The sequence below is a fragment of the Bacillus altaicus genome (assembly GCF_042136375.2).
In the GTDB taxonomy this organism is placed as follows: Bacteria; Bacillota; Bacilli; order Bacillales; family Bacillaceae_G; genus Bacillus_A; species Bacillus_A cereus_U.
Genome location: NZ_CM143394.1, coordinates 965,892 through 982,470, shown reverse-complemented (window position 1 = coordinate 982,470; position 16,579 = coordinate 965,892). Strand labels below are relative to the sequence as shown.

Genomic DNA, 16,579 nt, shown 5'->3' with positions numbered 1-16,579 from the left:
GAGCGATATGATGAGAGTCGCCATATTTACCGATACATTTACACCACAAGTCAACGGTGTGGCGAAAACTTTAGAACGTTTAACTCAATATTTTCACAAAGAAAATATCGCCTATTCTGTTTTCGCCCCTCAGCATACGGCAGAAGATAATTTCGTAACGAATGTGAACAAAATGAGAAGTATCCCGTTAACTATATTATATCCAGAATGTCGCTTTGCCTTTCCTACTCCGCGCATTAGACGGGAACTTCTTGCCTTTAAACCTGATATCATTCATATCGCTACGCCTTTCAATATGGGACTTTGCGGGTTATATTATGCCAAAAAGTTAAATATCCCAGTGGTCGGTTCTTATCATACTGATTTTGACGCCTATTTACGCTATTACAAAATCGAATTTCTCTCCAATATGCTATGGAACTATTTAAGGTGGTTTCATAGTCATATGCAAAAAAACTTTGTTCCTTCTCCTGAAACATTACATCAATTAAAGAAAAAAGGATTTCAGCAGCTCTATATTTGGGGACGTGGTGTAGATTGTACTCTCTTTCATCCAACTTACAATAAAGACCTATTCCGAAAAAAATATAATATTACAGCGAAATATATTCTTTCCTACGTCGGACGCCTTGCTCCTGAAAAAGATATCGACACTCTTCAAACACTTATTCAAACGACAAACAACAAACGTGACGATATTCATTGGCTCATCGCTGGAGATGGTCCTCTCGCAAAGGACCTGCATGAAAATGTTCCAAAAACAAATGTAACCTTTACTGGATATTTACAAGGTACGAATTTAGCTGAAGTCTACGCTTCCTCCGCTCTAATGGTATTTCCATCTACTACTGAAACATTTGGGAACGTCGTACTGGAGTCACTCGCATGTGGTACACCTGTTATTGGCGCGAATAGTGGCGGGGTTAAAAATATTATTAAAGATGAAAAAACTGGATTTCTATGTGAGCCCAAAAATGTGGACTCATTTTTATCATCTACTTATTCTTTATTAAACAATGAAGAAAGATTGAAACAAATGGGAGTCGCCGCCTCGTCTTATGCGAAATCACAAAGTTGGGATGAAATCTTTCATCGTTTACTTAACCAATATGAAGAAGTTCTTCACCAAAACGAATCAGAACTACTGGCTTAAAACTTAAATAAACTCCCTGCAACGAAAGACAGGGAGTTTATTACACAATTGTAAATTTTAGTTTGATAAATGGTACACAAGGTGAACCATAGCCTTATTTCTATATTAATTATAACAGAATCATACATAACTAAACAGACTTGTAATAAAAACCCATAAAAATTAATATATAGTTATACAGTTTTTACTGTATAGAGATTTTAAGATATTCCCCTTAAAATCTACTTACTCACATACCGATATACAGCAATTGTTCCCCAATTGCTGTATATCAAAAAACCTTTCATTTATTTGAAAGGTCTTTTTGAGCCTGTACGTATTCTTCTTTCGTATTCACATTCATAAACCATGCTGCATTTGCTTGTACATCTTCTCCAGCAATATATTTCACATTAGATTGTGATAAAAGCTGCCCCATACTTCTTTTCTCTTCTTGAAGTAAAGTGTAAATTTTCTCTTTCACACGGTTATGATACGCGGCAAGTAACGGTTGTTTCCTTCCATTAATAATAGGTACAACTGCATCATATTCATTACTCGTTTGTCCTAACAAAATCGTAAACCACTCTTGTGAAATGTTCGGCGCATCGCAAGGCATAATAGCGTACCAATCTGCTTCTACATATTCCATTCCTGATACAATTCCAGCGAGCGGTCCGTTTCCTTTATAGTGCGGAATATCTTCTATAACAGGAACTTGTACTAAATTCTCTAATCGCTCTTTTATATCAGAATGACTAATTACTACAATTTCTTGCACAGCGCTTTCCATTACTTTCACAATATGCTCAACAAAAGTAGTTCCCTTCCAAATCGCCAATGCTTTCGGCTCTCCAAAACGACTAGACTGTCCGCCGGCTAATACAATTCCTGCAATTTTCATTGGCGATGCAGCTCAAATGTAATATGACCTAATTCCGGTAAAATTAACTTATTCATCGCAAGACGAACCGCTCCGCTAGACCCTGGCATTGAAAAGACAACTTTACGCCCGATTGTACCGCCGATTGCTCTACTTAACATCGCACTACTTCCGATATCTTCTAAGTAACTTATCATACGGAACAACTCACCAAATCCAACAATTTCTTTATCTAATAACACTGACACTGCCTCAATCGTTACATCCCGTTTCGTAATACCAGTTCCGCCATTCGTTAGCACGACATCAACATCTTCCTTGTGATAACCTGCTAACACTGCTTGCTGAATATTTTCTTTATCATCTTTCACAATTTCATAAGAGGTCACTTTATGTCCTGCTTCTATTAATAATGCATGTAACAATTGACCACTCTTATCCGTCTCTTCCGTACGTGTATCGGAGATCGTCACGATCTTACAACGCACTTCTTTTGGTGCTTGTTTTTTATGTTCAGTTACACTCATTTTTCATCTTCCCCTTCTTAAAAGCTTTTCTTCATTTTATCATACATATCTTTACACAAATCTGTATGAAGCCACCGATACGTCATGATACAATATAAGTATAATCACCCACAAAAAGGAATTTAAATAGGTATACTATTTCCATTTCTTACACTCCTAGCTTTCACATCATTAGCTACTATTTATCTCTTCTTATGTTTTCTACATAATAGGTTTAATTTTTAAATTTACAATGCAAAACAATTCGGAGGTTCACATACTATGGAACTTTATAAAAAATTAACAACGACATTCATCCTCTTATTTGTCGCTTCCATCACTGTCGGCTTTTCTTTAAAAGGCGCAATTCCATACGCTACATTAGTGAGTATTATATTCGCAACGCTATTTTTACTGAGCAGTGCTTTTTGCGCAGGAAAAGCGCGTCAACTGAAAGGGTGACCGTCTATGTTCCGTAAGAAACCAATCCTTTGTAAATCATGTGAAAAGGAAATACAAACGTATGAAAAAGCATGGATTCATATGTCATTTCCGGCAAGTGGTATGACAAATATAAGAAAGTATATTGAGCTAGACGGAGAAGTTTATTGCAGCTCATGCATCCAAGTAGTACATAAAACCAAATAAAAAAAGCTTTGCGCACACAGCGCAAAGCTTTTTTTCATATATTATAGACCAGCTTGCTCTTTTAAAGTAGCTGCTTTGTCTGTACGTTCCCATGTAAGATCTACATCAGTACGTCCGAAGTGGCCGTAAGCTGCTGTTTGTTTGTAAATTGGGCGACGTAAGTCTAGCATTTTAATAATACCAGCTGGGCGAAGATCGAAGTTGTTACGAACTAGTTCTACTAGTACGTCTTCAGATACTTTACCAGTGCCAAGTGTATCAACTGAAATTGATACTGGTTGCGCTACGCCGATTGCGTATGCAAGTTGTACTTCTGCTTTGTCAGCAAGACCAGCTGCTACGATGTTTTTCGCAACATAACGAGCTGCATATGCTGCAGAACGGTCAACTTTCGTTGCATCTTTACCAGAGAATGCACCACCGCCATGGCGAGCATATCCACCGTAAGTATCAACGATGATTTTACGTCCTGTTAAACCAGCATCACCTTGTGGTCCACCAATTACGAAGCGACCAGTTGGGTTAATGAAGAATTTCGTTTCTCCATCCATTAATTCTGCTGGAACTACAGCTTTAATTACATGTTCTTTTAAATCGCGATCGATTTCTTCCCACGTAACATCTGGATGATGCTGTGTAGAAATTACAATTGTATCCACACGTACAGGTTTACCATTTTCATCATACTCAACTGTAACTTGCGTTTTTCCATCCGGACGTAAGTATGATAATGTGTCATCTTTACGTACTTCAGTTAAACGGCGAGCTAATTTGTGAGCAAGCGAGATTGGAAGTGGCATTAATTCTTGTGTTTCATTACATGCGAAGCCAAACATTAAACCTTGGTCTCCCGCACCAATTGCCTCAATCTCAGCGTCAGTCATTAGACCTTCGCGTGCTTCTAGTGCTTGGTCAACACCCATAGCGATGTCAGCAGATTGCTCATCGATAGATGTTAAAACTGCACAAGTTTCTGCATCGAATCCATATTTTGCGCGTGTGTAACCAATGCCTTGAATTGTTTCACGAACGATTTTTGGAATATCTACGTAAGTAGAAGTCGTAATTTCCCCCGCTACCAATACTAAACCAGTTGTTACAGTTGTTTCACAAGCTACACGTGCATTTGCGTCCTTTGCTAAGATCGCATCTAAAATTGAATCAGAAATTTGGTCACAAATTTTATCTGGATGTCCTTCAGTTACAGACTCAGATGTGAACAGATGACGTTTTTTTGTCATGTGGTAAACCTCCCTACAGTAATTGTATATATTGTACGGAACTCATCCTTAATTTGCCACAAACTGCGACATACATTTATTCTCCCACACAAGCATACAGAAAAACCTTTCCCACTTAACATAGAGGAAAGGTTTAATTTGCTACTTGCATACTGCTTTTTGCCCTTTGCTCTTATCGTTCGAGACCGTTAGCCTCGCACAGGTTTTAGCACCTATTCACCTGTATTTACCACTACAAGTGAGGTTGCTGGGCTTCATCGGGCCTGTCCCTCCGCCAGCTCGGGATAAGAGAGTATCCGTCCCAACCTATACTAAAGAAATGATATTCATTTGTCAATTAATATTCACATTTTCCTGAAAGTTTTTCTCAATACGCATAGAATGAAATATTAATAAGGAAATGATACATTCACACAAACAAAAACAAATAAATAGTATACATTATTTATATAATTGTGTTATACTCTTGATGGGGATTACGAGAAATATTTCATTAAATGAAAAGGATGGTATATAAATATGAGTACTGTGAATGTCCAAATTGGTTTACATGAATTATTGAACGGAAGCAATGCACAGATTCAATTAAGTGTTCCGCAATTAGTGGAAAAAGTATTAATGCGAAACGAAGGGAAATTAACTTCTACTGGTGCCGTTTCTGCTTCAACAGGAAAATACACAGGACGTTCTCCTAAAGATAAATTTATTGTGAAGGAAGCATCGGTTGCTGACAAAATTGCTTGGGGAGCCGTGAACCAACCGATCTCTGAAGAACATTTTGATAAATTATATATAAAAGTTTTAGAATACTTAAAAGAAAAAGAAGAGTTATTCATCTTCAAAGGATTTGCTGGCGCTGATCACAACTATCGCCTACCAATTCAAGTTGTTAACGAATATGCATGGCATAATTTGTTCGTACATCAATTATTTATTCGTCCAACTGAAGAAGAATTAACAACTCACGAATCAGAGTTCACAATTGTTTCTGCACCAAACTTCAAAGCAGATCCAGCAATTGACGGTACAAATTCTGAAGCATTCATTATGGTTTCATTCGAAAAACGTATCGTACTAATCGGTGGTACAGAATACGCTGGAGAAATGAAAAAATCAATCTTCTCTATTATGAACTTCTTACTACCTGAACAAGATATTCTTTCTATGCACTGCTCTTCAAACGTAGGCGAAGAGGGCGACGTAGCACTATTCTTCGGTTTATCTGGAACAGGCAAAACAACATTATCTGCTGATCCAAACCGTAAATTAATCGGTGACGATGAGCACGGTTGGTCTGATAACGGTGTATTCAATATTGAAGGCGGTTGCTATGCAAAATGTGTAAACCTTTCTCACGAGAAAGAACCACAAATCTTCGATGCAATCGAATTTGGTTCAGTTTTAGAAAACGTTGTCATTGACGGTCAAACACGCATCGCTGACTATAACGATACTACTTTAACAGAAAATACACGTGCCGCATACCCTATGCATGCGATTGACAATATCGTACTGCCAAGTGTTGCAGGACATCCAAATACAATTATTTTCTTAACTGCTGATGCATCTGGCGTATTGCCTCCAATCAGTAAGTTATCAAAAGAGCAAGCTATGTACCATTTCTTAAGCGGTTACACTAGTAAACTAGCAGGAACTGAGCGCGGTGTTACATCTCCGCAAGCAACATTCTCTACTTGCTTCGGTTCACCATTCTTACCGCTTGATGCATCTCGTTATGCTGAAATGCTTGGTGAAAAAATCGAGAAACATGATGCAAAAGTATTCTTAGTAAACACTGGCTGGACTGGTGGCGAATACGGTGTTGGTAAACGTATGAACTTAGGTTACACTCGTGCAATGATTCAAGCAGCACTAAGCGGTGAACTTGCTAAAGCTGAAACTGCAAAACACGACATCTTTGGCCTTGAAGTACCTTGTCACGTTCCAGGTGTACCTGACGAAGTATTAATGCCTGAACAAACCTGGGCTGACAAAGATGCTTACAAAGCGAAAGCAATTGAGCTTGCAAACGAATTTAAAGAAAACTTCAAAAAATTCGATAGCGTTTCTGAAAATATTATTAACTTAGGCGGTCCAATCGCTTAATATGTAAACTTTCTGTTGCAATAACCCTTTACTCATATGAATAAGTATCGTGTAGCCAAAAGTTTCGCGTACTCACCGACAAAACCCAATGCGGCTTAACGGTTACACATACTTACATAAAAAAGAAGCTTACGTGAAAAACGTAAGCTTCTTTCTATATATTCTTTAATTTACCCACATACAAACCACGGCAAACAGATTTCTCGCTCATTCGCTCCTCTTGCTTTCACAACGCATGGGAACAAAAAAGGCCCTAACCGCTTCTATCCACAGCTAGATCCTCTATTCCATCTAAAAAGGTGCCAAACCTAATTCTCAATTTATATACTTGGATTTTCACACATACAAACCACAGCTTCGAACACATAAACTCTTTTCCGACTCACTACATCCTTCTGGTTTCACATCGCATGGGAACAAAAAAGGATCTGACCGCTTCTATCCATCGCCAGATCCTCTATTCCCTCTAAAAAGAAGCTTTTAGCTCTTTGTTAATTCTTCTTCATCCTTCATACTATAATACCCTAAATTCACAACGATTAAGAAATAGCCACCCAGAATACCTACTGCAAATGCCCACATAACCATATGGTGCTCAATTTCGTACATAATAATTGCACCAAGGATCGCCGCTGCGTAGCGATTAAACATACCAAGCGTCGGCGCTTTCGTCTTCTTTACGATACTATCCCCAAGTTTTTCGATACGCCTTCCTAAAATCCAAACACAATACATGCTTACAATAAGTCCAATTCCTGCACCTAGAAAATGTGCTGAAAAGGGTGTTAACATCCAGCCTAATAACAGAATACCTAGTAGATAATACGATTGAATTTTAAACGACCTTAATGACATACTAATCATGTTGTACTCCCCTTCAATAGTTTTTATCTATCCAACAAAAGTTATATAACTCATTTCTTTCGAGTCCATGCTACTTAAAATCTATTTCATTCAAATTAAAAACAACATAAACAGTATGTTTATGTTGTTAAAATGCTTTTAGAAAATAATATTATACAAGATTTCTAATGTAGAATCCCTCATAAATGTGACGTTTTTCCAAACATTTTCCGTCCATTTATGAAAAAAGTGATATCAATCTATGAACATACGGATATGATGTAATAAGCACATAAATAAAGGGGGCGTCTAATGATTTATTTTTTAATGGCTCTCATTCACCTCATTGTCCCTGCACTTATTGGACTTTCATTATATTGGTACACGAAAAAACATAGTATCTTCTACGCTGTCCTCGGTGTTCTTCTTCCAGGAATTATTCTAATTACACTCTTCCGTATTCCTATTCTTAATTTAATCCCACTTATTACTTCCATTTTATTTCTCATATTTTTACCAAAAATAAAAAAATAGGAAAGCAGATCATAGGTGATCTGTTTTCCTATTTTGATATATGTTCTTGCACGATAGAATGCGCTTCTACTTTCTCTGATTTCACAAACCATAGACCGAAGAAAATGATCATTCCACCGATTATTTGTTGTAACGATACATATTCATTTACCCATATAGCTGCAAATAAAACCGCTACGAGCGGCGTAATATACATATATACCATCGTATGTGATGCCCCAATTTTTTGCACACCAACATACCACATCACTAAACCAAATACTGTTACAAAGAAAATAGAATATAGTAAAGCAAACAATGTCATTCCGTGTGTAATGTGAAATGGCATGACAAATACATGTGGCCCGCTTAATAATAAGAGCGGAATCGCTCCAACTAATGCCGACCATGCAGTAACACGTAGTGCAGAGTATTTTTTAATAAGCGGCCCTGCTAAAACGGGATAAAGTCCCCAACATATTGATGTAATAAGTCCAATCCCATTTCCGTAGAAAGAACTAGCGAGTGAATGCCCCGCTACTAAAACTAATGTAGCACCAACAAAAGCAATCATAGAACCGATTAACTTTCGCGAAGAAAATTTTTCTTGTTTCAAAAAAATCGCAAATAAAGTTGTAAAAATAGGTGAAATAGAAATGAGTAACGAAGCATTTGTAGCGGATGTATATTTAACAGTCTCCATAAATAGCGTTTGATACAGTACAATACCTACCGTGCTAACGATGATTAATCTTGGTATATCTTTTCGCTCCATATAAAGTGACTTTTCGATAAAGAACGTAAATAATAACAGTAGTGGTGCTGCTGCCATCATTCGAACTGCAGTAAACTCAATCGCCGTAAATTCTAAAAGTCCGTATTTCGCAATCGTATAGTTAATCCCCCAAATAATAACGACACTTAAAATTAATAATTCAATTCCCCATCTTCTCATGCGTAATCCCCTCCGCAAAGAGAATTATACAGAAAATTCAATCACATGTACATTTCATTATGTGAAAAAATCCATAAGAAAAAGGAGCATATTATATACTCCCTCTCTCTTCATTATACTCGAATATGTAACTTCATATTTGGATTATAAAACTGGCTTGGGCTCTTCAGCTGAAAAGTCCCTCCAACTTCATGCCAATCAACTGTTAATTTATCATCCATAAATACAAGCTTTGTGCGATCTGCAATAAAGTTTAGTACGCTTGATTCAATATCTACATCGCGCTCATCTTTCTCTGAAACGGCTACTAAATCAATAATCCCGCTCATAACACAACCGCAACCTTCATTATCGTAAAATAACTTCATATATTTCGCTTCACTTGGAATCTTATCCATAATCTTTTTATATGCTGCTTCTGTTACAGTAACGTACATGCGTGAATCTACATCCTCTCTTCTCGTATCATTTATATATTGTACCACCATTTTTCTTGAATTTTACATACAGAAAATTAAGACTAATATACAATGTATGTGGTAAAGGAGGTTATATCACTGATGTTCAAACCACAGCGATATCCCATTTTCTTAAGTCTATTAGGTAGCTTTTTTATTTCTAGCGGAATGGTATTACAACATATACTTCTCTATTCTCCTTCTATTGGCTGGATTCTAGGTTTTATTTGTTTTACATCCGCTTCTTATTTTGCTACAAACAATAAAAACAACTAACAAAGTAAGAACTATCTTAAGGATGATTACCAAACATGCCAGCCTTAAAAGAAATAGAACAATCACTTAATCATTTATTCCAGGAGAAATCCATATACACAATATGATCGACCACACAAAAATATAGAATCTACAATATATATATAGTAGTTCTACTTTTAAAACTAGATTTTCAAAACTATAGAAAGGAGACAATATATGTACCAACGCAATTGCTTTAGTTGTGACGGTAGACGCAACAGTGGTTCTATCGGAAGCACTGGACCTACTGGTGCTACAGGTCCTACTGGCAATGCCGGACCTATCGGGGCCGGTTTACAAAGTACTACCGCTTTTAGTCTAGCAGCCGCCCCTAACTATAAAACGGGACAAGTTGTGACTTACACAAGTAGCGGCTATGTTGTAAAAAAAGATGCACCTCAAGGGTTTCCGAATGTGTCCCCAGATTATATCGTATTAGTAGAAGGTGGACCTACTGGTAGCACTGGGCCTACTGGTGCCACTGGTTCTATCGGCATCACTGGTTCTACTGGCATCACTGGTTCTACTGGCATCACTGGTTCTACTGGCATCACTGGTTCTACTGGCATCACTGGACCTGCTGGTAGTTCATCAGCGAAAAGTATTGTTTTTCAAGGGACGAATGCTGGGTTTCAACGTATAGCAGGTTCTCCAGGAATTGATTCTAACGTTATTCCGTATGTAACTGCTGGAGCTGGGAATATAGTCGGTTTTGCTGCATCTATAAATATTAATAACTTACCCGCTGCTGTTTATACGATTGATATTTGCAAGGATGTCCCAACAAACCTCTCTGCACCTACCTCTAGTTACATCCTATCTACTATCACTTTAACTACTACAGATAAAATTACGGGGACTATGACATTTTCAATTAAACCTACGGATATTGGCTCTAGACAACCTCAAGTGTATAACCCTACTCCAGCATCTGGACCTGCCACTGTAACTTGGACTAGTATTACAACTGGAAACCTGTTTTCGAGGGGGGATGCGATATCTCTTTATATTACCCCTGGGATTACGGCAAGTGCCATATATTCTGTTTTTCTAATCACTGATATATAGCCCACACTTACAAATCGTTCATTTCACAAAAAAACTCGCTACCGCGTCCAAAAAATTACAAATAAATTAAACAAATAACAGACAAATTCATTATATACTCTCGCTTTAAAATACCCATATTTTAGATCGTGAATTTGCACACTATGTCAATCTTGTAAACATCCCCTTTATTGGATTCCGCACTTCCATCCAAAACGAAAGGGGAAATCACTCTCAAGAAAGTGATTTCCCCTTTTTTAAATATCACACTATAATTAAATCGGCAACATAATCTCAACAGTCGTTCCAACTCCAACTTCACTTTCAAAGTTCAATTTACCGTGGTGATCTTTAATGATTTTTTCCGTAACTACTAATCCTAAGCCTGTTCCAGTTTCTTTCGTTGTGTAAAAAGCTTCATTTAGCTTTGGAATTTTATCTTTCGGAATGCCGCATCCCTCATCTATAATTTGAACAATGATCACATCTTCCACTACAACTTTTACAGTAATAGTTCCGCCAACTGACATTGCTTCAATCGCATTTTTAATTAAATTAAAAAATACTTGTTTCAATCGTTTCTCATCACATGTAATTGAAGGTATATCTTTACTATAAATAGCATGCATTTTTATCCCTTGTTCTAAAGCTGGCTTTTCCATAACCCTGATAACATAAGAGATGATTTCTTTAATATTATGAGTTTCGGATTCTACCGATTTAGATTTCTCAAACCCATTTAGTTCTGTAGCAATTGTATAAATTCGCTCTACTTCCTGTCTCATAATTTCACTATAAATCTTATCTTCCGGATATTTTTTCGCTTGCTTATTCACAAGTTTTTTCAATTTTTCTAACGGTCTTCTAATCTTATCGCCAATTACTGTTGCCATTTTTCCAACCATCGCTAATTTTTCTACATTTTGTATTTCTTTGTCCATCATTTCAAGTGTACGAACGTAAGATTGAAATCTTAAAAATATAATCCAACATATAATAACAAACACGCTATATAATGCTATTGGGATAAGAACGATAAAGGATTGAACAACGAATCCCATAAGTGCATATTTTCCAACAATAGTTCCGGCAACTAACCAAAAGTACCTCTTATTCACAAATATCGGTGCAAATAAAATAAAGAATCCTTCTACTATATTCCCGCTATCAAATTCCGCATCACTTCCGTAATAAATAGTGAAGTTATTAATAAAATCCAATATATTATAGCCAATTAAAATAATATACTTCACAATATACGGCTTTTTCCATTTCATAAAATAAAGTCCGATAAAGAATAATCCAATCATCAAACTATATAGCCATAGACCTAATCCTGCTCCAAAAGCATCTGCTAGTTTTTGATTTTTATCTGATAAAAGGACCATTGCCTTTTCAGCAAAATCATACGCAAAAAATATAACGAAGAATAAGCTTAAAAATATTTTTAACGCCTTTATCTCTTCTTTTTCAAATATATTGCCTTTTTCCATATGATAACTCCTTTAACAACACCTCTTAATCTTGTGTCACATTGCGCTCACATTTTTTCGGGAGCAGTATTTCTACTCTCGTTCCTTTCTTTACTTCACTAGAAATGTGTAATTCTCCAAGATGCTCTGTCATAATTCGCTCTGCTACCGTAAGACCTAATCCAATTCTATCTTGCTTCGTTGTATAAAAAGCATCCTTAACTCGTCCTAAATTATCCTTTTTTATCCCAAAACCACTATCTACTATACTTACTGTTACATAATCTCTTTTTTTATTTTTAACTTGTATTTTTAATGTTCCGCCATGTTCCATTGCCTCTAAAGCATTTTTAATAACATACAAAAATACTCCTTTTAATTTGCGTTTATCACATTCAATTTCACTTCTATTTTGCTCTTCATTAAAGGTGCAATTTATATTTAACTCATTCATTTTTTCGCGCATGTTTTCTACCGCTTGTACTAAAACATCACTTACAATGTGTTTTTCATAAACAGAAGGTTTACATGTAGCAACCTCCATTAATTCACTAATCATATTATTCATATTTTCGATTTCGAGAATCATTTGTTCATATGTTGCATCTTTTTTGTGTTTCTCTTTTTGTAATTGCGTAAACCCTTTTAATGAAGCAAGTGGGTTTTTAATTTCATGTCCGACTGTCGCTGCCATTTTTCCGATAACCGCCAATTTTTGTGACTGACTTGCCTCTACAATACGTCCCTTTACTGCTGAAAGATATTGTAAAAATCGATTTAAAATAATAAATGACACGAAAAGTAACACCATATTTATAACAAGAGACATAAACAGGTTAAGTTCTCCAAATACAAATAGGTATATCATATATTTCCCTATAAGAAATGGCGCTAAGACAAATAAATATCTTTTACTCAAAAAGATCGGTACGAAGAAAATGAAAATATATTCAATTACATTCCCTTCATCAAATGCTATTGTATTATGAAAAGCATACCATCCAATATTAAAAATCTCTGCGATTATGTATGCAAATAAATATGTATATTTAACTAAATATGCTTTTCCTCTCTCAAATAAGTAAACACTAATACCTAATATAGCCATAATATATGCAAGCTTCCATATCACTTTATGCCAATTTCCTAAAGGCATTGTATCTTCTAATATAATCGCGTATGCAACCTCGTATACAATTAAAATAACATGCATTACCCATAAGAAAATCTTAGCGTTTTTCTTTTCTTCTTTAGCTGATAGAAAACTCTCTCCCACTTCAACACCCCTTCAAAAGAATACCATTTATTATAATAAATGATTTTCATAGACAAACAAAGATAAATTGAACAAATGAGGAAAATCAATCCATAGATAATATACTTCTTCAGGCCATATGTAAGCATAAAAACCATGAACAATAATACGTATAATATGGGAGGTGCTTTATATGGATGGTCGTGAAAATAAGAAGACAGAACAGTTACAATCCTTTACGAAAAACAATGAAGGAAAAGAGATGACGACGAATACGGGTGTCAAAATTTCAAATGATGAAAACTCTTTAACCGCCGGCGATCGTGGTCCTACACTTTTAGAAGATTTCCTTATGCGAGAAAAACTCGCTCATTTTGACCGTGAACGAATTCCTGAAAGAGTCGTTCATGCCCGCGGTTACGGAGCACATGGTATTTTTGAGCTATATGATTCTTTAGAAGACTTAACAATGGCTCATTTTTTACAAGACCCATCTAAAAAGACACCTATTTTTATTCGTTTTTCTGAAGTTGCTGGATCAAAAGGTGCAAATGAAACGAACCGAGATGTACGAGGATTCGCTGTTAAGTTTTATACAGAGGAAGGAAATTTCGATTTAGTGGGTAATAACATTCCGATTTTCTTCATTCAAGATGGTATTAAATTTCCGGATCTTATTCATGCTCTTAAACCAGAGCCACATAATGAAATTCCCCAAGGACAAACAGCACATGATACTTTTTGGGACTTTATCGCCAATAATCAAGAATCAGCTGCGATGATGATGTGGATTATGTCTGATCGTACAATTCCGAGAAGTTTTCGAATGATGCAAGGGTTCGGCGTTCATACATTCCGCTTAGTTAATAAACACGGAAAGTCACGATTCGTAAAATTCCACTGGAAGCCTAAGCTTGGCGTTCACTCGTTAATTTGGGATGAAGCTCAAAAACTAGGCGGTGCTGATCCGGATTACCATCGCCGTGATTTATGGGAAAATATTAATGCTGGAAACTACCCTGAGTACGAACTTGGCGTTCAAATTTTAGAAGAAGAGGACGAATTTAAATACGATTTCGATATATTAGATGCAACGAAAATTTGGCCAGAAGAAGACTTCCCTGTTAAAATCATCGGAAAAATGACGTTGAATCGGAACGTCGATAACGTATTTGCGGAAACAGAACAAGTCGCACTGCACCCTGGAAGCATCGTCCGCGGTATCGATTTTACAAATGATCCTCTCTTACAAGGTAGACTCTTTTCTTATACAGATACGCAATTAGCCCGCGTCGGTACAAACTATCAAGAGTTACCGATTAACCGCCCGGTATGTCCTTTTCATAACAATCAAAGAGATGGTGCGTCTAAATATATAATTGATAAAGGAAAAGTCGCTTACCATAATAACTCTTTAGCTAATAACTCTCCCTTTACTGTACCTGGTACGAAAGGCGGTTTCGTTACATATCCTTCTACTGTTTCTGGACATAAAATAAGAGAAACAGCCGCTAGTTTTAAAGACCATTTCTCACAAGCCCGTTTATTTTGGAATAGTATGAGCCACGTCGAAAAAACCCATATTATACAGGCCTTCTCCTTTGAATTAGGCAAAGTAAAAAGTAAATCAGTTCGCCAACAAATCGTAGATATGATTGGTCATATAAGTACGGAATTAGCTACTTTAGTAGCTGAAGCAGTCGGAGCAACAGTGCCAAATGTTCAAGAATCAAATGTTACAAAATCCTCACCAGCACTAAGTATGGAACATACAACATTCAGCCCAAATACATTACGAGTAGGCGTCATTGTCGCAAACGGATATGACGGTCAAAACGCACAATATATTATAAATCAATTCAAACAAGCCGGTCTTCAGCCCGTTATTATTTCCGAACGATTAGGTTTTGTGCAAGGCTCTCAAAATGTAAAGTGGGAAGTGAATGATACTTTCTTAACAGGATCACCGCTTCTTTATGATGGGCTACTTCTTATTGGTGGAAATATTGATGATCATTTTCTTAACAAAGCAAGTTCTTTTGTCGTAGAATCGTATAATCACTTTAAGCCAATTGGCGCTTTCAAAAATGGAACTACTATTATTCAATCTTTAAACATCGAAGGAAAACCTGGCGTTATAACAGAACAAAACCCTACCTTACTTGCGAATGAATTTATTCAGGCAATGACAAAACAGCGATTTTGGGAAAGAGCCTATTAAAATGTATGAGGAGGATACGTCATGTTCGTTACAGTGGAAAAAGATGTACACATTTTTGTGCAAGATATGAACCCAGGTCCTGACAGTAAAACTGTTTTCTTTGTACACGGCTGGCCTTTAAATCATCAAATGTACCAATATCAATTTAATATCTTACCACAACATGGTTTCCGCTGCATCGCCATGGATATACGAGGAAACGGACAGTCTGATAAACCATGGACCGGTTACACTTATGATCGTTTAGCTGATGATATCGCAATTGTATTAGAAGCACTTCAAATAGAAAATGCTACGTTAGTTGGTTTCTCAGTCGGCGGTGCTCTTTCTATTCGATACATGTCACGTTATAACGGTCGCCGTATTTCTAAACTTGCATTAATTGATGCCGTCTCCCCCTCTTTCGTAAAAAACCAACAATCCCCTTACGGCGTACCGAAAGAGCAAGCAGATGCCCTGATTGCTCAAATGTATGCGAATTTACCTAAATTTCTTAATGATGTATCTTTATCATTTTTTAATAGAAACTTAGGAGCTGCCACGTTAGAATGGTTTTCTTATCTCGGTATGCAGTCCGCTTCTTATGCTCTCATCAAAATTTTGCAAGCTGCTGCAAACGAAGACGTAACGAAGGACTTAAGTAAAATTAACGTCCCAACAAAAATATTCCACGGTGTTCACGACCAACTCATCCCTTACAAAAGTGCTGAGTTAACAAAAGAACGCATTAAAAACTCTGAGCTATATCCTCTTACAAATAGCGGTCATGGCTCTCCAATCGATCAAGCTGATGAATTGAATAAAGAACTTATTAAATTTATAAACTCATAACAAATTAACAATGCCTCCTCAACAAAAAAGAATTTGCCAAAATGGCAAATTCTTTTTTTAAAATTACCACACAACTTTATTGCAACTTATTTTTCTGAAATTTCAATATATATCTAGATAAAAAAACTCTTAGAAACCTTAAAGAGTTTTTTTACGCATTAAACAAATTAT

At 36.4% G+C, this 16,579-nt stretch carries 16 protein-coding genes and 1 riboswitch; of the genes, 8 read left to right on the top strand and 8 right to left on the bottom strand.

Annotated elements, in window-relative coordinates:
• Positions 1 to 10: 10 nt before the first annotated feature.
• Complete coding sequence (locus ACE38F_RS05110) at positions 11 to 1,153, top strand: glycosyltransferase family 4 protein (protein ID WP_375370065.1); 1,143 nt, start codon at positions 11 to 13, stop codon at positions 1,151 to 1,153.
• Between the two features lie 283 nt (positions 1,154 to 1,436).
• On the opposite strand, the gene ACE38F_RS05105 is transcribed toward ACE38F_RS05110, so the two are convergent.
• Both ACE38F_RS05105 and ACE38F_RS05100 read right to left on the bottom strand, forming a co-directional pair.
• The gene (locus ACE38F_RS05105) at positions 1,437 to 2,036 is read right to left on the bottom strand and encodes a molybdenum cofactor guanylyltransferase (protein WP_375370066.1); all 600 of its coding nucleotides are present in this window, start codon (positions 2,034 to 2,036) and stop codon (positions 1,437 to 1,439) included.
• Positions 2,033 to 2,542: a MogA/MoaB family molybdenum cofactor biosynthesis protein gene (locus ACE38F_RS05100; RefSeq protein ID WP_215554491.1), complete on the bottom strand. Its 510-nt coding sequence runs from the start codon at positions 2,540 to 2,542 to the stop codon at positions 2,033 to 2,035. The genes ACE38F_RS05105 and ACE38F_RS05100 overlap by 4 nt, the downstream gene beginning before the upstream one ends.
• Positions 2,543 to 2,803: 261 nt before the next feature.
• Here ACE38F_RS05100 and ACE38F_RS05095 point away from each other — a divergent pair, with 261 nt between their 5' ends.
• Together ACE38F_RS05095 and ACE38F_RS05090 are read left to right on the top strand one after the other, a co-directional pair.
• The gene (locus ACE38F_RS05095) at positions 2,804 to 2,983 is read left to right on the top strand and encodes a hypothetical protein (protein WP_002067722.1); all 180 of its coding nucleotides are present in this window, start codon (positions 2,804 to 2,806) and stop codon (positions 2,981 to 2,983) included.
• 6 nt (positions 2,984 to 2,989) lie between these two features.
• Positions 2,990 to 3,169 carry a hypothetical protein gene (locus tag ACE38F_RS05090; protein WP_375370067.1) on the top strand — a complete coding sequence of 60 codons (180 nt, stop codon included), beginning with the start codon at positions 2,990 to 2,992 and terminating at the stop codon, positions 3,167 to 3,169.
• A gap of 41 nt (positions 3,170 to 3,210) precedes the next feature.
• Here the strand turns inward: ACE38F_RS05090 and metK are convergent, their stop codons facing one another.
• The gene (metK, locus tag ACE38F_RS05085; protein ID WP_215554493.1) at positions 3,211 to 4,410 is read right to left on the bottom strand and encodes a methionine adenosyltransferase; all 1,200 of its coding nucleotides are present in this window, start codon (positions 4,408 to 4,410) and stop codon (positions 3,211 to 3,213) included.
• A gap of 169 nt (positions 4,411 to 4,579) precedes the next feature.
• A riboswitch (SAM riboswitch) is annotated at positions 4,580 to 4,701 on the bottom strand.
• Between the two features lie 228 nt (positions 4,702 to 4,929).
• Between metK and pckA the strand changes: the two genes are divergently transcribed.
• Positions 4,930 to 6,516: a phosphoenolpyruvate carboxykinase (ATP) gene (gene pckA, locus ACE38F_RS05080; RefSeq protein WP_215554494.1), complete on the top strand. Its 1,587-nt coding sequence runs from the start codon at positions 4,930 to 4,932 to the stop codon at positions 6,514 to 6,516.
• 480 nt (positions 6,517 to 6,996) lie between these two features.
• Here pckA and ACE38F_RS05075 read toward each other — a convergent pair whose 3' ends face one another.
• Complete coding sequence (locus tag ACE38F_RS05075) at positions 6,997 to 7,380, bottom strand: ATP synthase subunit I (RefSeq protein WP_341305547.1); 384 nt, start codon at positions 7,378 to 7,380, stop codon at positions 6,997 to 6,999.
• Positions 7,381 to 7,671: 291 nt separating this feature from the next.
• Between ACE38F_RS05075 and ACE38F_RS05070 the strand changes: the two genes are divergently transcribed.
• Positions 7,672 to 7,893 carry a hypothetical protein gene (locus ACE38F_RS05070; RefSeq protein WP_215554495.1) on the top strand — a complete coding sequence of 74 codons (222 nt, stop codon included), beginning with the start codon at positions 7,672 to 7,674 and terminating at the stop codon, positions 7,891 to 7,893.
• Between the two features lie 28 nt (positions 7,894 to 7,921).
• Here ACE38F_RS05070 and ACE38F_RS05065 read toward each other — a convergent pair whose 3' ends face one another.
• Positions 7,922 to 8,827: a DMT family transporter gene (locus tag ACE38F_RS05065; RefSeq protein ID WP_215554496.1), complete on the bottom strand. Its 906-nt coding sequence runs from the start codon at positions 8,825 to 8,827 to the stop codon at positions 7,922 to 7,924.
• Between the two features lie 113 nt (positions 8,828 to 8,940).
• On the bottom strand, positions 8,941 to 9,264 hold the full coding sequence (locus ACE38F_RS05060; RefSeq protein ID WP_215554497.1) for an iron-sulfur cluster biosynthesis family protein: 324 nt from the start codon (positions 9,262 to 9,264) through the stop codon (positions 8,941 to 8,943).
• A 495-nt stretch (positions 9,265 to 9,759) separates the two neighbouring features.
• On the opposite strand from ACE38F_RS05060, the gene ACE38F_RS05055 reads away from it, so the two are divergent.
• Positions 9,760 to 10,650, top strand: a complete 891-nt coding sequence (locus ACE38F_RS05055) for a collagen-like domain-containing protein (protein ID WP_375370068.1) — start codon at positions 9,760 to 9,762, stop codon at positions 10,648 to 10,650.
• A gap of 254 nt (positions 10,651 to 10,904) precedes the next feature.
• Here the strand turns inward: ACE38F_RS05055 and ACE38F_RS05050 are convergent, their stop codons facing one another.
• Both ACE38F_RS05050 and ACE38F_RS05045 read right to left on the bottom strand, forming a co-directional pair.
• Complete coding sequence (locus tag ACE38F_RS05050; protein WP_375370069.1) at positions 10,905 to 12,122, bottom strand: ATP-binding protein; 1,218 nt, start codon at positions 12,120 to 12,122, stop codon at positions 10,905 to 10,907.
• Between the two features lie 25 nt (positions 12,123 to 12,147).
• A complete protein-coding gene (locus ACE38F_RS05045) occupies positions 12,148 to 13,377 on the bottom strand; it encodes an ATP-binding protein (protein ID WP_375370070.1) in 1,230 nt (409 codons plus the stop codon).
• A gap of 172 nt (positions 13,378 to 13,549) precedes the next feature.
• Between ACE38F_RS05045 and ACE38F_RS05040 the strand changes: the two genes are divergently transcribed.
• Positions 13,550 to 15,577, top strand: coding sequence for a catalase (locus ACE38F_RS05040; protein WP_375370071.1), 2,028 nt, complete (start codon positions 13,550 to 13,552; stop codon positions 15,575 to 15,577).
• A gap of 21 nt (positions 15,578 to 15,598) precedes the next feature.
• Positions 15,599 to 16,408, top strand: a complete 810-nt coding sequence (locus ACE38F_RS05035; RefSeq protein ID WP_215554502.1) for an alpha/beta fold hydrolase — start codon at positions 15,599 to 15,601, stop codon at positions 16,406 to 16,408.
• Positions 16,409 to 16,579: the final 171 nt, after the last annotated feature.